Source organism: Gleimia hominis (assembly GCF_032085515.1).
GTDB classification, from domain to species: domain Bacteria; phylum Actinomycetota; class Actinomycetes; order Actinomycetales; family Actinomycetaceae; genus Gleimia; species Gleimia hominis.
Map to the genome: position 1 here is coordinate 1 of NZ_JASXSX010000003.1, position 15,852 is coordinate 15,852.

General features: G+C 57.1%; 13 protein-coding genes and 1 other RNA gene. 4 read left to right on the forward strand and 10 right to left on the reverse strand.

Annotated features, from left to right (window positions below):
* Nucleotides 1–455: 455 nt before the first annotated feature.
* The 7 genes from tyrS to pheS form a co-directional block, all read right to left on the reverse strand.
* A complete protein-coding gene (gene tyrS / locus QS713_RS07390) occupies nucleotides 456–1,721 on the reverse strand; it encodes a tyrosine--tRNA ligase (protein WP_313274044.1) in 1,266 nt (421 codons plus the stop codon).
* A gap of 58 nt (nucleotides 1,722–1,779) precedes the next feature.
* Nucleotides 1,780–3,198, reverse strand: a complete 1,419-nt coding sequence (gene argH, locus QS713_RS07395) for an argininosuccinate lyase (RefSeq protein ID WP_313274046.1) — start codon at nucleotides 3,196–3,198, stop codon at nucleotides 1,780–1,782.
* A 36-nt stretch (nucleotides 3,199–3,234) separates the two neighbouring features.
* Entirely contained in the window at nucleotides 3,235–4,479 is a 1,245-nt protein-coding gene (locus QS713_RS07400) for an argininosuccinate synthase (protein WP_313274048.1), read from the reverse strand.
* Nucleotides 4,480–4,607: 128 nt separating this feature from the next.
* Nucleotides 4,608–5,132 carry an arginine repressor gene (locus QS713_RS07405; protein WP_313274050.1) on the reverse strand — a complete coding sequence of 175 codons (525 nt, stop codon included), beginning with the start codon at nucleotides 5,130–5,132 and terminating at the stop codon, nucleotides 4,608–4,610.
* Nucleotides 5,133–5,455: 323 nt separating this feature from the next.
* Nucleotides 5,456–5,947 carry a flavodoxin domain-containing protein gene (locus QS713_RS07410; RefSeq protein WP_313274052.1) on the reverse strand — a complete coding sequence of 164 codons (492 nt, stop codon included), beginning with the start codon at nucleotides 5,945–5,947 and terminating at the stop codon, nucleotides 5,456–5,458.
* 122 nt (nucleotides 5,948–6,069) lie between these two features.
* Nucleotides 6,070–8,694: a phenylalanine--tRNA ligase subunit beta gene (pheT, locus tag QS713_RS07415; protein WP_313274054.1), complete on the reverse strand. Its 2,625-nt coding sequence runs from the start codon at nucleotides 8,692–8,694 to the stop codon at nucleotides 6,070–6,072.
* A gap of 5 nt (nucleotides 8,695–8,699) precedes the next feature.
* Entirely contained in the window at nucleotides 8,700–9,764 is a 1,065-nt protein-coding gene (pheS, locus tag QS713_RS07420; protein WP_313274056.1) for a phenylalanine--tRNA ligase subunit alpha, read from the reverse strand.
* 135 nt (nucleotides 9,765–9,899) lie between these two features.
* Here pheS and panB point away from each other — a divergent pair, with 135 nt between their 5' ends.
* The 3 genes from panB to ppgK all read left to right on the forward strand — a co-directional run bounded on the left by panB (nucleotide 9,900) and on the right by ppgK (nucleotide 12,518).
* Nucleotides 9,900–10,736 (forward strand): 3-methyl-2-oxobutanoate hydroxymethyltransferase, encoded by an 837-nt coding sequence (gene panB, locus QS713_RS07425; protein ID WP_313274059.1) that lies wholly within the window; start codon nucleotides 9,900–9,902, stop codon nucleotides 10,734–10,736.
* A 63-nt stretch (nucleotides 10,737–10,799) separates the two neighbouring features.
* Nucleotides 10,800–11,651 carry a type I methionyl aminopeptidase gene (gene map / locus QS713_RS07430; protein WP_313274062.1) on the forward strand — a complete coding sequence of 284 codons (852 nt, stop codon included), beginning with the start codon at nucleotides 10,800–10,802 and terminating at the stop codon, nucleotides 11,649–11,651.
* A gap of 111 nt (nucleotides 11,652–11,762) precedes the next feature.
* Nucleotides 11,763–12,518: a polyphosphate--glucose phosphotransferase gene (ppgK, locus tag QS713_RS07435; protein ID WP_313274064.1), complete on the forward strand. Its 756-nt coding sequence runs from the start codon at nucleotides 11,763–11,765 to the stop codon at nucleotides 12,516–12,518.
* Between the two features lie 60 nt (nucleotides 12,519–12,578).
* Here the strand turns inward: ppgK and rnpB are convergent.
* Nucleotides 12,579–12,967, reverse strand: an RNA gene (gene rnpB, locus QS713_RS07440) — RNase P RNA component class A.
* Between the two features lie 50 nt (nucleotides 12,968–13,017).
* On the opposite strand from rnpB, the gene QS713_RS07445 reads away from it, so the two are divergent.
* The gene (locus tag QS713_RS07445) at nucleotides 13,018–13,815 is read left to right on the forward strand and encodes a YaaA family protein (protein WP_313274065.1); all 798 of its coding nucleotides are present in this window, start codon (nucleotides 13,018–13,020) and stop codon (nucleotides 13,813–13,815) included.
* A gap of 33 nt (nucleotides 13,816–13,848) precedes the next feature.
* Here QS713_RS07445 and QS713_RS07450 read toward each other — a convergent pair whose 3' ends face one another.
* Entirely contained in the window at nucleotides 13,849–15,072 is a 1,224-nt protein-coding gene (locus QS713_RS07450) for an Nramp family divalent metal transporter (RefSeq protein WP_313274067.1), read from the reverse strand.
* Nucleotide 15,073: 1 nt separating this feature from the next.
* Nucleotides 15,074–15,802, reverse strand: a complete 729-nt coding sequence (locus QS713_RS07455; RefSeq protein WP_313274070.1) for a zinc ribbon domain-containing protein — start codon at nucleotides 15,800–15,802, stop codon at nucleotides 15,074–15,076.
* Between the last annotated feature and the right edge of the window lie 50 nt (nucleotides 15,803–15,852).

Genomic DNA, 15,852 nt, shown 5'->3' on the forward strand with positions numbered 1-15,852 from the left:
AAAGAAAAAACAAAAACAAAAAGCAAAAAAAGCCAAGAAAACACACTATCAAGTTCACAAACAACCCCACCACACACGCGAAAAGCGAATACTAATCGCTAGTCATTCATGTGAGTGTGATATTGCCGCACGAGCGTTACCGCTTCGTTTGTGCAGTTTCTCAAGCATAACTGAGAAAGAATCGGATGTCAGAATCAAACTTTGTTGTTTCAAACACGTCATTTTCAGTTTGCTTTAGTTGCTGCGGAAGACTCGGTTTCCCGAATCACTCCCTCGCAACGATCATTAACTTTAGACGATCTGCTTTTAGATATGCAAATGGATATGTGGTGACTTACGCGACACCACATATCCACCTGTTTTTCCGCCTTGCTGGTGCGGTCCGGAAATACCTCTCAGCCGCGAAAAGGACTCAAGTATCGTCTCAGTCGCGAAGCGGACTCAAGTATCGTCCGTCAGCCCTGTGGGAACAAGACGGCGAGGTTCTTCCTTCCCCTCCGGATTAGTACTGACCCGTCGGCGAGCTGATCACTAGCCTTAATCACCGTGTCTTCCCCGTCTACCTTTTGGTTATTAATGTAGGCACCACCGGAGCTTACGGTACGCCGAGCAGCTCCCCGCCCCTTCTCCAGGCCAGCTGCGACGAGTGCGTCAACTATCGTGTCCGCACCAATCTTTACCGCGCCATTAGGCAACTGGCTCGTCGCTGCCGTTAGAGTCCCCGCATCTACCTCATGCAAATCGGCACGACCCCACAGCGCATCTGTAGCAGCTATTACTTGCTGAAGATTTTGTGGGCCGTGAACCAATTCCGTCACTTCCGCAGCTAAACGCTTCTGCGCAGCCCGTTTGTGCGGAGCCTGCTCCACCTGCACAGCCAGCTGCTCAATCTCTTCACGAGGCACGAACGTGAACACCTTCAGGAACCGAATCACGTCTGCATCGTCGACGTTCAACCAGAACTGGTAGAACGCGTACGGGGTCAGCATGTCCGCAGAAAGCCACACGGCACCACCCTCGGACTTACCGAACTTAGTGCCATCAGCCTTCGTGATGAGCGGCGTGGTTAAGACGTGAACATCCTTCCCCTCCGTCTTATGGATGAGGTCCATGCCTCCCACCAGGTTGCCCCACTGGTCATCCCCACCGGTTTCCAACACGCACCCGTACCGGCGGTACAGCTGCAAGAAATCATTTGCCTGAAGAATCTGGTAGGCGAACTCAGCGAACGAGATGCCCTCCTTCGACTCGAGCCGCCTGGCAACCGTGTCCTTGCTGAGCATCGTGCCCAACCGGAAGTACTTACCTAAATCGCGCAACAAATCAATCGCGGAAAGCTCGCTCGTCCAATCCAGATTATTAATCATCTGAGCCGCATTGGGCCCCTCAAAATCAAGGAACCTACTGATCTGCGCCCGCAGCTTCTCAACCCAACCCGCGACCGTGTCACGAGACTGCAACTTCCGCTCACCAGACATACGCGGGTCACCAATCAACCCCGTCGCTCCCCCAACGAGGGCAAGCGGCTTATGCCCAGCGCGCTGCAAGTGCCTCATTAAAATCAACTGCACCAAATGACCATGATGCAAAGAAGGTGCGGTCGGATCGAAACCACAATAGAAAGTGACCGGCCCGGAGTTAAGCGTCTTGCGCAACGCATCCAAATCCGTGTGCTGGCGAATCAACCCACGCCATTGCAGCTCTTCAATCAGGTCAGTCACTGAAACTTCCTTCCAAGAAAATGAAATTAGACGAGGCTATTATCCCGCACACAGCCGCCTACGCGTCAAACTTGGCGCGCAAATTGTCCACTTCGCGCTGCGCATCCGCAAGCTGCTCACGCACCCGCTGCGGAGCCGTACCCCCCTTACCGCTGCGCGCAGACACCGAACCGTGAGCAGACAGGACGCTGCGCACCTCAGGTGTTAAAGCCGGGTGGATCTGCGCGAACTCCGCATCCGTCAAATCCCACAGCTCCCGACCCGTCTTATCGGCAAGCGCCACGCAGTGACCCGAAATCTCATGCGCCTGCCGGAACGCGACCCCGCGTTTAACCAACCACTCTGCAATATCAGTCGCGAGAGAGAACCCACGCGGCGCCAAATACTCCATGCGTTCCGTGTGCAACACCATGGTTCCCACCATCCCCGTCATCGCGGGCAGCAGCACGTCCAACGTATCAACCTGGTCGAACACCGGTTCTTTATCTTCTTGAAGGTCGCGATCATACGCCAGGGGAAGCCCCTTCAAAACCGACATCAACCCCGTCAAATCGCCGATCATCCGACCTGCCTTACCGCGCGCCAGCTCCGCAATATCCGGGTTCTTTTTCTGAGGCATTATGGAACTGCCCGTAGAAAATGAATCATCTAACGTGACATACCCAAACTCCACGGTGTTCCAAATAATAATCTCTTCCGCAAGCCGCGAGAGATTAACCCCCAGCATGGTGGCGATAAACGAAAACTCCGCCGCAACATCACGCGCGCACGTGGCATCAATCGAGTTCTCACACGCCGCGTCGAAACCCAGTTCACTAGCGATCCGCTCCGGATGCATTCCCAACGTGTTCCCAGCCAACGCACCCGCCCCATATGGGCTCTTCGCCGCACGCCGACCCCAATCCACCAGCCTTTGCACATCGCGCAACAACGGCCACACGTGCGCCAACAAATGGTGGGCCACGAGCACCGGCTGTGCATGCTGCATGTGCGTCCGCCCCGGCATCACCGCATCTCCCACAGCCTTCGCCTGCCCAATCAAAGCCGACGCCAAATCCAACACATTACCCGCTAGGTGCCCCGCTTCCTCACGCAAATACATCCGGATAAGCGTCGCAATCTGGTCATTACGCGACCGGCCCGCACGCAGCTTGCCACCCAACGCACCCGCCCGTTCCATGAGGCCCCGCTCCAACGCGGTGTGTACGTCCTCATCATCCGGATTAGGCGCAAAAACACCCGAGGTAACGTCCGCATCCAACTGGCTCAACGCCTCAAGCATCTTTTCTAACTCTTCGGACGTCAACAAACCAACCCGCGCCAACTCCCGGGCATGGGCCTTCGAACCCGCAATATCCACGTGTGCCAAGCGCCAATCAAAATGCGTGGACACCGACAACGCTCCCAACGCTTGCGAAGGCGCGCCACTAAACCGGCCACCCCACAAACTCACCTTCTGATCAGCGCCTTGAACCACAACTACCTCCAAAATATCGCGGGTTAACTAGCTAGCTCACTCGTTCGCTAGGTTACCAACCCCGAAGTCGACCCCATTTCCGAACCGCACGTCGCGTGCCGCCGCCAACTTCGCAGCCATCCCATAAATCTCAATGAACCCGCGCGAATGCGACTGATCGAACGTGTCACCAGTCTCGTACGTAGCCAAGTTGAAATCATACAAAGACGAATCTGAACGGCGCCCCGTGACGGTTGCCCGACCCGCATGCAACGTCATCCGAACATCGCCCGTGACGTAACGCTGCGTATCCTCAATAAACGCATCCAAAGAACCCTTCAACGGCGAAAACCACTGCGCGTCATAAACCAACTCCGCCCACCGCTCGTCAACCCGGCTCTTAAAACGGGCTTGCTCACGCTCAATCGTTACGTTCTCCAGCTCCTTGTGTGCCTCAATCAACACCATCGCCCCAGGGGCCTCATAAATCTCGCGGGACTTAATGCCAACTAGGCGGTCCTCAACAATATCAATCCGCCCAATCCCCTGCGCCCCACCGCGACGATTCAGCTCTTGGATAATCTCCAGCATGCTCATCTGCTTACCATCGAGCGCAACGGGCACCCCCTGCTCAAACGAAATCACAACCTCATCAGGCAGCGGCGGGTACGTCGGATCGTCAGTATACGAATACACGTCCTTGGTGGGTGCATTCCACAAGTCCTCTAAGAAACCCGTTTCAATCGCCCGGCCCCACACGTTCTGGTCAATCGAAAACGGGTTATTCTTAGTCGTCTCAATCGGCAAATCATGCTTCGTTGCATAATCAATCGCCACATCCCGCGTCAACGCCAAATCCCGCACCGGCGAAATACAGTTCAAATCCGGAGCCATCGACGTGAACGACACCTCGAAACGCACCTGATCATTACCCTTACCCGTACACCCGTGCGCCATAGTTGTCGCCCCAAACTGGCGGGCCGCCCGCACCAGGTGCTTCGCAATCAACGGCCGCGAAATCGCGGAAACAAGCGGATACTTACCCTGGTACAACCCGTTTGCCTTAAGCGCAGGAATACAGTAATCATCCGCGAATTCCTCGCGCGCATCCGCCACGTAGGCCTCCACAGCCCCGCAGTCCAACGCGCGCTGGCGGATGACCTCCAGGTCTTCACCGCCCTGCCCCACGTCCACGGCCACCGCAATCACTTCACTGCCGGTCTGCTCACCTATCCAACCGATTGCCACTGAGGTATCCAGACCACCGGAGTAGGCCAATACAATACGGTTCTTATCAGTCATTTCAACTCCTAATTGCGCGGTCTCCCGCTCGGTTACTTGCGTTCGGTTTATGCATTAGCTTCGGCTACTTGCGTTCGATTTGTGCTTTGCCTTCAGCTACTTGCCTTCGGTTTGTGCTTTGCCTTCAGCTACTTGCCTTCGGTTTGTGCTTTGCCTTCAGCCCAGTCGAGCAGCTGCTCGCAATATTCCGATGCGGCTTGCGCCGAAGTGCACACCACAATGATCGTGTCGTCCCCCGCCACCAGGCCGAGCACAGGCTCGTGGCGGGCGTAGTCGAGCGCGGACCCCAGTAGATTCGCGGCTCCTGCCGGCGTTCTTAATACAATGAGGTTCCCGGCTGTCGCACCGCCAACAAGCAAGTCTGATGCCCATTTTTGCAACTGGGCGGCGGTTGGAGTGTCGCTACCAGAAATCTCCTCGTGCTTAGAAATCGCGTACACCTGGCGGCCGTCAGCATCCCTAACCTTGGTAGCACGGATCTCCAACAGGTCGCGCGACAAGGTGGCTTGCGCGGCGCTGATACCCCGCTCCTGCAGGGCGTCGCGCAGCTCGGATTGCGACGTAATTGCCTGGGTAGACAGGATCTGTTCGATAATTGCGTGGCGCCCCGCCTTTGAGTCAGGCGTTCTTCGCATAATTTCTGGCTCGCTCATTTGCATCCACTACCGTTCTTCACTGGTTGCACGAGTATCATCCGCGTCATGTGGGTACCCCCCACTTAACGAATAGTCATTCATGCAAAAGAGTATATATGCAATTATCTTTGCGAGCCAACTGAACCGCGGCGATGCCAAACCCGCATTCAGGCCACTAAACACGACAGGCACCGAGAATGATCTCGATGCCTGAATCGTAAACTTAGCCCACTTAACTGCGAGCGATCCCGCTCACTCGCGAACTTATCCTGTGCGCGCTCCCGTACGCGCCGCCGAGCACACGTGCTCGAGCCCGCAGTCGCGCTCGCGCGCACGTGTGTTTAAAGAGTTTTCGCCATATCAGAAACGGAGCGACTCCAGCGCCGAATCTCGTCCCAATCCCGATAGTCTCCCTCTTGCGCACCGCCCAGCCGGGCTACGGAACGTTCCCTCAAAGATAACTCCCGCGGCTCCAACCGACCGGCAAAAGTAGTTTCGTCAATCGGATTAATCCGTAGCAAAACTGGCCCGACCCGGACCGGATCCACCACGTTTCCACCCGGCACTCCAGACAGGCCCACAGAGAATGCCCACAAGTGTTTTTCGCGCAACTGCTTCGAAAACTTCGAAACGAACCGACGCATCGTGTCAACCCACTGCGTCAAATAAACTGCGGACCCAAGAACTACGCCCTCGTAGTTATCGAGCGTGGTTACCTCGCTAGCTTCTTTTAAAGCAACCTCGTGGCCACCGTTTGATAACTCTTCTCGCACAACGTCGGCGACTTCCTTCGTCGCTCCATGGCGGGAAGCCCAAACAACCAAAATCTTCATATCCTCATTTTGTCATTCAATTGGACTTCTCCCCACTCATAAGGTCCCAGAGTGGGGAGATTTCCGCAACATACTCAGGTAAAAACTGTTTCCATTTGTATGCACAACCGCGCGTCAGTTTGTCAAGCCCGCAGTTTGGCACCCAACTGGTTCGACAGTTTTTCCACTATCTCCCCACGCACCTTCGCAGCCTCTTTTGCTTTCAACGTGCGATCTGTGGCCCGCATGCGAAGCGCGAACGCGAGGGAACGCTTACCCTCCTCAATCTGGTCTCCCACATATTCGTCAAACAGCGAAACGTCTTCTAGCAGCGGACCGCCAGCCGAGCGGATCGTGTCGAGCACCATCGAAACTGGAATCTGCTGGTCCACAACGATCGCAATATCTTCCTTGACAGGCGGGTAACTGGAAATCGCGTGCGGCTCCACCGGCGTGTCTGGGATTAGTTTGAACAACGCCTCCAGGTCAAGTTCCAAAGCGATCGACCTGGCAGGCAGCGCGTACGCGTCGATTACGCGTGGGTGCAGTTCCCCTACGCGTCCAATAGGAACAATCCGCTTCTTTTGTGAAACGAAAAGGATTCCGCTGCGCCCCGGGTGCCAGGGCGCTGCGTACGCGGGGTCTTGCAGTGGTTTCGGTGTCGGACGCCCGTGAGGCAGTTGCCCGCCCGGTTGCCGGTACAGCGCGCTGATCTGGATGGTTACTCCCAGTTCACGGCCCAGTTCTTGCACCAGTTCCGTGGCGTCTTTCCAATCGTAGTCGCGTTCGAGGTCCCCGCCTTGCGCACGACCTCCGGCAACAACCCCCAGGTGCCACGGTTGCTTCGGTGTGCCGCGATGCAAGCCACCTACTTCTTTGGGGTGGGGACGCTGCTGCGCTGAAGGAATATCGTGCGGGACTACACCCTGCGGGCGGGCTACCATTCCCATTTCGAAAATCCGGATTGATTCCGCTCCTCGAGCGCGATTGCGCCGCGCCACGTCCAGCAGCGAATCCAGCACGTTGGTACGCAGTTTCGGCCGCGCCTCTACGAGTGGGTTGCGCAGTTCGATGGTCTGCCGGCGCTCGTCATCATCAGGGATCAGCTGCAAGTCGTGTGCATCACCGATAAACGGGTAGGATCCAACCCCAACGAACCCAAGGTCAGCGAGTAGATGCTGGGTGCGGCGGCGCATCATCATCCGCGGGGGAACACCCTGACCGGCCCGCGCCTGTGGGAGTTCGGAAGGAATGTTGTCGTATCCGTCTAGGCGGGCGATCTCTTCGGCCAGGTCGCACGGTTGTTTCAGGTCTGGCCGCCAAGACGGCACCGTGACCTGCAGTGGATCGTCTCCTTCCACTTGCGCCCCGATTTCTTCCAGAAGTTCCACTACCCGCTCGGGCGGATACGCGACGCCCGTGAGACGTTGTGGCTCCATGACCGGCATGATGATGAGTTCGGGCTCCGGCACAAAATTCAGGTCGAACACGCCGTGATCAACTGAGCCATTTCCGTACTTTGCGAGCAGACGTGCAGCCATGTCCGCCGCCACGGGTGGGAGCAACGGGTCCGTGCCCCGTTCAAACCGCTTTGACGCTTCTGAGTGTAAGAAGTGCCGGCGTGCTGAACGGGCAACCGATACGGCATCAAAATGCGCAGCTTCGATTAAGACGTCGGTTGTGGACTCCTCCACTTCGGAGTACTGCCCGCCCATTACTCCGGCGAGCCCCAGGATGCGGCTCGCCCGCTTACCGTCGGGTGAGTCTGTAATCAGCAGGTCCTCCGGATCCAGGTTCCGCTCCACGTCGTCTAGGGTCCGCAGACTCTCCCCCGGGTGAGCGCGCCGAACCACTAGTGGGCCGGCTAGGGCGGATAGGTCGTAGGCATGCAATGGTTGGCCCAGGTCGAGCATCACGTAGTTGGTGATGTCGACCGCGAGCGAAACCGAACGCATCCCCATTGCTTCGAGCCGCTCAACCATCCACCGGGGCGTTGGGGCTTGTGGGTCAACGCCGCGTACCACGCGGGTGACGAAACGGTTGCAACCAACGTGGTCGCGCAATGGTTCGTCGTCTTCAACTTCGACGGGGAAGCCCTGCTCGTTTGCTTCCGGAGTAGTTGCCAGCCCGGGGTCGGTAAAGTGCGCGCCCGTTGAGTGCGCGTATTCGCGCGCCACCCCGCGCATTGAAAAGCAGTATCCGCGATCGGGGGTGACATTGATTTCAAGTAGTTCTTGCCCTAATCCCAAGAACTCAATCACGTCTTCCCCAATGGGGGGAATGTCCTCTTTTGCGTACTGCTTGTTGAGCACAATAATGCCATCGTGATCTGTGCCCAACCCCAGTTCCCGTTCAGAACAAATCATGCCGTCGGAAATGTGGCCGTATGTTTTGCGGGCACTGATTTTGAACTCGCCCGGCAAGATTGCGCCCGGCAGCGACACCACCACGTAGTCGCCGACACCGAAGTTATGGGCCCCGCAGATGATGCCGCGTGACGGCAGTTCGGACGGTTCCTTGCCCGTTCCGGGCGGGTCATTGTGCGCCCCAACGTCGACGCGACAGTAGTTAATGACCTTACCGTTCGTTTGTTTTTTCGCATCCAGCGTGAGGACTTTCCCCACCACGAGGGGGCCCGTTACCTGCGCGGGGTGGATTTCTTCTTCCTCCAGCCCGACTTTCACGAGGGCTTGCGCGAGTGTCCGCGCGTCCGTGCCCGGCAGGACCTCAACGTGGTCTTTTAACCAAGAGATAGGTACGTTAGGCATTTTTGTTACTTCACCTTCCCGGGGAACTGGAGGGAGAAACGCTGGTCTCCCTCTACGATGTCGTGCATGTCAGCGATGGAGTGGCGCAGCATGAGGGTGCGTTCCAGGCCCATGCCGAATGCGAAACCGGTGTATTCACTTGCGTCCACGCCGCAGGCTTTGAGGACGTTGGGGTTGACCATGCCGCAGCCACCCCATTCGATCCAGCCGGCGCCGCCTTTCTTCTGTGGGAACCATAGGTCCATTTCAGCACTGGGTTCGGTGAATGGGAAGTAGCTTGGTCGCAGCCGGGTTTTCGCTTCCGGGCCGAACATGGCGCGCGCGAAGTGGTCGAGCACCCCTTTGAGGTTTGCCATGGTCAGGCCTTTGTCTACCGCCAGCCCTTCAACTTGGTGGAAAACTGGGGTGTGGGTTGAATCCAGTTCGTCCGAGCGGAATACTTTGCCGGGGCACGCCACGTAGAGCGGTACGGACCGGCTCAGTAGTTCCCGGGCTTGCACGGGCGAAGTGTGGGTGCGGAGCACGAGGTGTGCATCCGTTGGGTCTTGTCCGCCAACTGAACGTCCGTCGATGTAGAACGTGTCTTGCATTTGCCGCGCGGGGTGGTCTGCGTCGAAGTTTAGGGCGTCGAAGTTGAACCACTCGTGTTCCACTTCGGGACCTTCGGCGATATCCCATCCGAGTGATACAAAGAAGTCGGTGATTTCGTCTTGGATTGTCTGCAACGGATGGCACGCGCCGGGGAGGGAACGGTTTGCGGGCGTGGTTATGTCCACGGTTTCCACTTCGAGTTGGTGTGCTTCGTGTTCGCGTTCCAACTGGGTTTTGCGCTCAAAGTAGGCTTCGTTAATAGTTTTGCGGGCAGCTCCGACCGCGCGGCCTGCTGTTGCTTTGTCAGCTCCGGGAAGGTTTTTGATTTCCCGGTTAGCAGCCGTTACCGCAGACCCCTCGCCGATGTGTTCACTCTTGACACGAGCTAGTGCTTCCAGGTCCCCTGCCGCTTCTATGGCGCTGACGGCCTGTTTCACCGCCTGCTCCATTGCTGTTTTGTCTAGAGGATTTAGTTCCATAATTAGATTCAACCACCACGATTAACGTACGTTTACATCTTTTAGACTATCGCGCAAATGGGTAGTTGAGACAATTCCGTCCATCTTTAGACACGCCGTGCCAGCTTTTCTTTTTCTTGAGGCGATAATAGAAGCATGACTACAAACAACTCGGATACTGAGATTTCTTTTAAAGAACCGAAGCGTTGGCGCGTGCAGCACGTGGCTGCGGCGAAGGCTGCTGGGCGGAAGCTGACGATGTTAACGTCGTATGACGCCCTCACCGCCCCCATTATGGAAGCCGCTGGGGTGGACATGATTTTGGTGGGTGATTCGTACGGGAACGTGCAGTTGGGGTATGACACCACTGTGAAAGTGACGTTGGATGACATGGTGCGCGCCACCGGTGCGGTCGCCCGGTCTGTGCACCGCCCCCTGGTGGTTGCGGACATGCCGTTTGGCACTTACGAGGGTGATAAGTACCGCGGGTTTGAGGCCGCTGCGGAACTTATGCGCGCCGGTGCGGACGCGGTGAAGTTAGAAGGTGGAGTGGAACGCGCCGACGTGATCGAGCAGTTGACTACCAGTGGAATCCCGGTGTGCGCGCACTTGGGCTTCACACCACAGTCCGTTAACACGCTGGGTGGCCCGCGGATGCAGGGGCGCGGTTTGGGCGCGGAGAAGCTGATAGCCGACGCGGAAGCAGTGCAGGAGGCGGGGGCATTCGCATTGGTTTTAGAGATGGTGCCTGACCGCGCGGCCGCCCGGATTACCCGCACGCTGAGGATTCCCACGATTGGGATTGGTGCGGGGCCAAACACGGATGGGCAAGTGTTAGTTTGGTCTGACATGGCGGGGATGACGGCGTGGACCCCCAGTTTTGTTAAACGCTTCGCGGAGCTGGGTGAGCAGTTGAAGCAGGCGGCGCAGGCTTACACGCAGGCTGTTAAGGATGGTTCTTTCCCTGCACCCCAGCATTACAAATCGGAGTAGAGTTTGTGGCGGATAGTAACCTAGCTGTAAACATGTAACCGATCTGTAGGATTTCAATAGATTATGTCATTGCTTTCACCGGGAAAGATCTCTGCAAAACGCGCTGTTCCTTCGACGATTGAGCGGCCTGAGTACCTGTTCCACGACGGACCTGAGGTAGTCACCGCTTCCGACGTTAAGGACCCGCAGACGGTGGAGAAGATTCGGCGTGCCGGCGCGATTGCAGCCGGTGCGCTGGAGGCTGCGGGGGCGGCGGCAAAACCCGGGGTGACAACCGATGAGCTCGACCGGATTGCACACGAGTACATTATTGCCCAAGGCGCCTACCCCTCGTGTTTGGACTACATGGGGTTCCCCAAATCGGTTTGCACCTCTATTAACGAGTGCATTTGCCATGGGATTCCCGACGACAGACCACTGCAAGACGGGGACATTTTGAACATTGATGTCACCGCCTATATAGATGGTGTGCACGGTGACACTTGCGCGATGTTTCCCGTAGGGACGATCTCTGAAGAAGACTCGCTGCTGATTGAGCGCACCAAGAACGCCATGATGCGGGGTATAAAAGCCGTGAAACCAGGCCGGGAGATCAATGTGATTGGCCGGGTGATTGAAAAATATGCGCAACGTTTCAACTACGGGGTGGTGCGTGATTTTACCGGCCACGGCGTTGGGGAAGCGTTCCATTCGGGTCTGATTATTCCGCATTACGACTCGCCGTCGTACGACACGGTAATGGAGGAGGGCATGGTGTTCACAATCGAACCAATGCTCACCCTCGGGGGTGTGGATTGGCAGCAGTGGGACGACGGGTGGACGGTAGTGACGGCAGATGGTAGCCGCACCGCCCAGTTTGAACACACGATTGTGGTCACAGAAGATGGTGCAGAAATTTTAACCCTGCCAAACTAGTACATGAAAACCGCCTGGTAGATCACCCTGGTGGATAACAATGTGTATTAGGCAAAAACTTTTCGGCTGGTAGACGTCGTTAGTAACTTACGAGTGGTGAAAGGGCCAGTGATGAGCGCAGCGTTTGGGATAGACATTGGAGGCTCGGGGATCAAAGGCGCCCTCGTGGATACAAGCGAGGGCACGCTGATAACCCCGGTGGTAACCGAACCAACTCCGCAGCCCTCCACTCCGCAGAATGTGACGAAGATGTGCGCTGAACTATTAACGCGCTGCGAGGTGGGGCCGGATGTGCCGGTGGGCGTTACCCTGCCGGCACCGGTGTCGCACAACCGCGTGCTGTTCATAGCGAACCTTCACCAGTCGTGGGCAGGCACCGACGTGCACGCACTGTACCGCGAGTATTTGGGCACAGAAGCAGTGGGTGTGAATGACGCGGACGCCGCGGGCATTGCCGAAGCTCGTTTTGGCGCTGCCGCAGGTGTAAATGGCACCGTGTTGGTGACAACTCTTGGGACGGGGATTGGGAGCGCACTGATATTGGATGGGAAACTGTGGCCGAACTCAGAACTCGGACACTTAGAGCTAGATGGCAAAGACGCGGAATCTGTTGCCTCCTCTGCACAGAAAACGCGCTACAACCTCAGCTACGAAAAATACGCGCAGCGGTTGCAACGCTACTACGCACACGTCGAGATGCTGCTGTGCCCCGACCTCATTGTGGTAGGCGGAGGCATCTCTGCAAATCACGACCAGTTCCTACCGCTTCTGAAACTGCGGGCCCCTATCGTGCCCGCTAAACTACGCAACACCGCAGGCATCATTGGAGCGGCAATCCAGGCTGCAGAAGCAACTGAGAGGCACTAAACACACTCGACTTAGCGGGCCCGCAAAAGCAAAAGCACAAGCAAAAGCAAGAAAGTATAGAAGGTGAGCTGGCTTATAAGCCGGATTCTGTACCGGCCACGATTCCTCGCGACGAGGCGCTTAGAACCGGGTCGGCGATGGCCATCTATCTCGAACTGCCATTGCTGACAGCCTCTAGCAACCTACCCGCGCGCGTCCAGCGGGCCGCTGCGCGCGCTGCTTGGTTTTGCTCCCAATGGGGTTTACCTAGCCACCTCAGTCACCTGAGGTGCTGGTGATCTCTTACATCACCGTTTCACCCTTACCCAACCCACCATTTTGGGCCGGGCGGTTTACTTTCTGTTGCACTAGCCTCGAGTCGCCCCGAGTGGCCGTTAGCCACCATCGTGCCCTGTGGAGTCCGGACGTTCCTCAGCCTGTTTGCAGGCCGCGGCCATCCAGCCAGCTCACCCGCCCTTGATCTTATACCTACCGAACCCTCAGACGCTATTGTGGAACCATGCTAGTGCTCCTACCACCCTCAGAAACTAAACACCGACCGGAGAGCGGACCGCACTTTGACCTCTCGCGCATCCACCCCGTCAGTGAGGATCTGGCGCGCACCCGCGAAGAGATTCTCACCGCCCTGATCGAAACCAGTGCCCGGCCAGACGCGCTAGAGATCCTCAAGGTCGGTAAATCCCTGGAGGAACAAGTAAGGGCTAACCTCAGTATTGAAACTCGCGTCAGCGCTCCCGCCTGGCAGGTCTACACCGGGGTACTGTACGACGCGGCACAGCTATCGGAAGGTGACTACCAGGGGCCAGCGGGAGCACAGCAAAACGACCAAACCGGGTTGCGCGTATGCGTGCAAAGTGCACTGCTTGGGATCGTGGATCTGAATGCGCCCATAACTGATTACCGCCTGTCCATGGACGTGACTCTTCCTGGTGTGGGCAGGCTCGCCACCCGGTGGCGCCCCACTCTCAAACCGGTGATGGATCAGATGGCACACCACGACGTGGTCGTTGACTGCCGATCCGGCGCCTACGCTGCGGCGTGGCCCGGCCTCGATGGGGAGCACGAACTGGTGAAAGTTAAAGCGGTGCGCATAAAAGACGGACGCCGGCGCGTTGTTTCACACTGGGCCAAGCGGTTCCGCGGACTCCTCACGGGTGAAATTATCCGAAACCAACCAGATTCCAACTTGGCGGCACTATTCGACGTGGCCCAAAACCTCGTGGGGAAAGAAGGGATTGAACGGGTCGACCTGGTGGAAGGGACGCGAAACTTCGAACTGGTGATTGAAGCGCAATAGTTCTACGCGCTACTTCCCTACCCGCGCCAGCGTTTAGTCGACACCCATCGCCATGAGCACGAGCAACGCAATGTTCAACCCCACAATCACCACTGCGATCAGAGAGGACACTACCTGCAGGGCACGCCCGTCCGCGTTTTTGCCCATTAGGTCGCGGTTACGGGTGTAAATCGTGAGGGGAATAATCGCCATTGGAATACCGAACGAAAGCACCGCTTGGGACACCACAAGCGCCCACGTTGGTTCAACGCCCGACCACAGGATCGCCAAAGCGGGAATCAAGGTGATCAGCCGGCGCCAAACTAGCGGCACGTCTATGTGGAGGAGGCCCTTCATGATTTCACTCCCCGCGTACGCTCCCACTGAAGTTGAAGCTAAGCCAGAGGCCAGTAGCCCAATGCCGAAGATGGTTGCGATAACGGGCCCTAAGTGCGCGGCGATTGCCCCGTAGGCACCTTCGATCGTGTCGGTGCCCGATACCCCTCCCAGGGCAGATGCGGCCAGCAAAAGCAGGGCAATGTTCACGAACCCAGCCACAACCAGTGCCCACGTCACGTCAAACTTGGAGGCGCGCAGTAACCGTTCGGTGGAGTGCTCACTGCCGTGGTGGCGGTGGATCACTAAGGATGAATGCAGGTAGATCGCGTGGGGCATCACGGTTGCGCCCAGCATTGAGGCAGCCACCAGCACCGTGTCGGTCCCGGCGAAGCGGGGCACCAAACCAGAGAGGATACCGGACGCGGACGGCGGTGCCACAAACAACCCACCCACGAATCCAATGGTGATGATCACGAGCAGCGCAATCACTATGCGTTCAAAAACGTGTTGCCGGCCCTTCCCCTGCGTTACCAACAGCACCATGGAAACGATGCCAACAATCACGCCCCCGGTGAACAAAGGTAGGCCGAACAGTAAGTTAAGGGCGATGGCCCCGCCCACTACCTCCGCTAAATCTGTTGCGGCCGCAACGATTTCTGCTTGCCCCCAAAACCCCAGTCGGACGGGTTTAGGAAGGCGGTCTCCGAGCAGTTGCGGTAAAGATTTGCCCGTAACTAACCCCAGCTTGGCACTTTGGTATTGCACTACAACCGCCATCGCGTTTGCCAGCACAAGAACCCACACGAGGAGGTAGCTGTAGCGGGCGCCCGCGGTAATATTTGCAGCGACGTTCCCAGGATCCACGTAGGCTACGGCCGCGACAAATGCTGGGCCGAGCAAAGTGATGACGCGGCCGCGGGAGTGTTCTTTAGTTTTCATATCATTCCGTTTTTACGACAATGCATTCAAGTTCTTCGCTCAGGAACACTTCGTCTGCGGGGAGCATGTTGATTTCGTGCCATTCCATTTCGGATAGCTGCACCGTCATACCGACAATGCTGCGTCCCTTCGCTTCCATAACGCCGATCCCACCTGTGCGGGAGCGGCAGTACTCGTATTCTTCGCTTAACTCATCGTCGAGTTCACCGGCAAGTTTGGTGCGCAGCTGCGTTTTCTCTTCCAGCTCCGCTTCCACGTCGGACATGGCGGTGCCCAGTTCTTCCCGCGCCTTCGCCTGGTCGGCCCCCACCTGGTTCATTTGATCTTCGAGTTTGGTAACGGCTTCGTGGGCGCGTTCGCGTTTTTCCATTACTTGGATAACCGTGGTTTCCAGTTCGCCCCGCCGTTTCGCCATCTGATTCAGCTCGTGCTGCATGGCCATCAGGTCTTTTGACGTGCCTTTCCCAGCGTCTAGGCGCCCCTGCATGCTGTCTTGACGGGCTTCGAGCCGTTCGAGGTCGTGTTCCACCTGTTTAACATCCCGGTCTACATCTTTTTCTTTTGACCTGGCCCCAATGAGAGCGCGTTCCAGATCATCTCGCCGCGCCCCAAGTTCGTCCAGCGTGGCTACTACAGGGTGTTTCTTGCGGATAGTTTTTAGTTGCGCAATCCGCCGGTCTGCTGCCTGCAGGTCTAAAAGGATTTGTTGTTGCTCCGGTGATGCTTTCATTTTTTGGCCTCCCACCAGTGGTACGTTCGTGCGGTTATGAAGTTTTCCTT

What these genes read in the sequence shown, in the direction of transcription:
- ppgK (WP_313274064.1), top strand. Translation starts at nt 11,763, where the DNA reads ATGAGCGCAGCGTTTGGGATAGACATTGGAGGCTCGGGGATCAAAGGC.
- pheS (WP_313274056.1), bottom strand. Translation starts at nt 9,764, where the DNA reads ATGGAACTAAATCCTCTAGACAAAACAGCAATGGAGCAGGCGGTGAAA.
- map (WP_313274062.1), top strand. Translation starts at nt 10,800, where the DNA reads ATGTCATTGCTTTCACCGGGAAAGATCTCTGCAAAACGCGCTGTTCCT.
- QS713_RS07455 (WP_313274070.1), bottom strand. Translation starts at nt 15,802, where the DNA reads ATGAAAGCATCACCGGAGCAACAACAAATCCTTTTAGACCTGCAGGCA.
- QS713_RS07445 (WP_313274065.1), top strand. Translation starts at nt 13,018, where the DNA reads ATGCTAGTGCTCCTACCACCCTCAGAAACTAAACACCGACCGGAGAGC.
- pheT (WP_313274054.1), bottom strand. Translation starts at nt 8,694, where the DNA reads ATGCCTAACGTACCTATCTCTTGGTTAAAAGACCACGTTGAGGTCCTG.
- QS713_RS07450 (WP_313274067.1), bottom strand. Translation starts at nt 15,072, where the DNA reads ATGAAAACTAAAGAACACTCCCGCGGCCGCGTCATCACTTTGCTCGGC.
- QS713_RS07410 (WP_313274052.1), bottom strand. Translation starts at nt 5,947, where the DNA reads ATGAAGATTTTGGTTGTTTGGGCTTCCCGCCATGGAGCGACGAAGGAA.
- QS713_RS07405 (WP_313274050.1), bottom strand. Translation starts at nt 5,132, where the DNA reads ATGAGCGAGCCAGAAATTATGCGAAGAACGCCTGACTCAAAGGCGGGG.
- panB (WP_313274059.1), top strand. Translation starts at nt 9,900, where the DNA reads ATGACTACAAACAACTCGGATACTGAGATTTCTTTTAAAGAACCGAAG.
- QS713_RS07400 (WP_313274048.1), bottom strand. Translation starts at nt 4,479, where the DNA reads ATGACTGATAAGAACCGTATTGTATTGGCCTACTCCGGTGGTCTGGAT.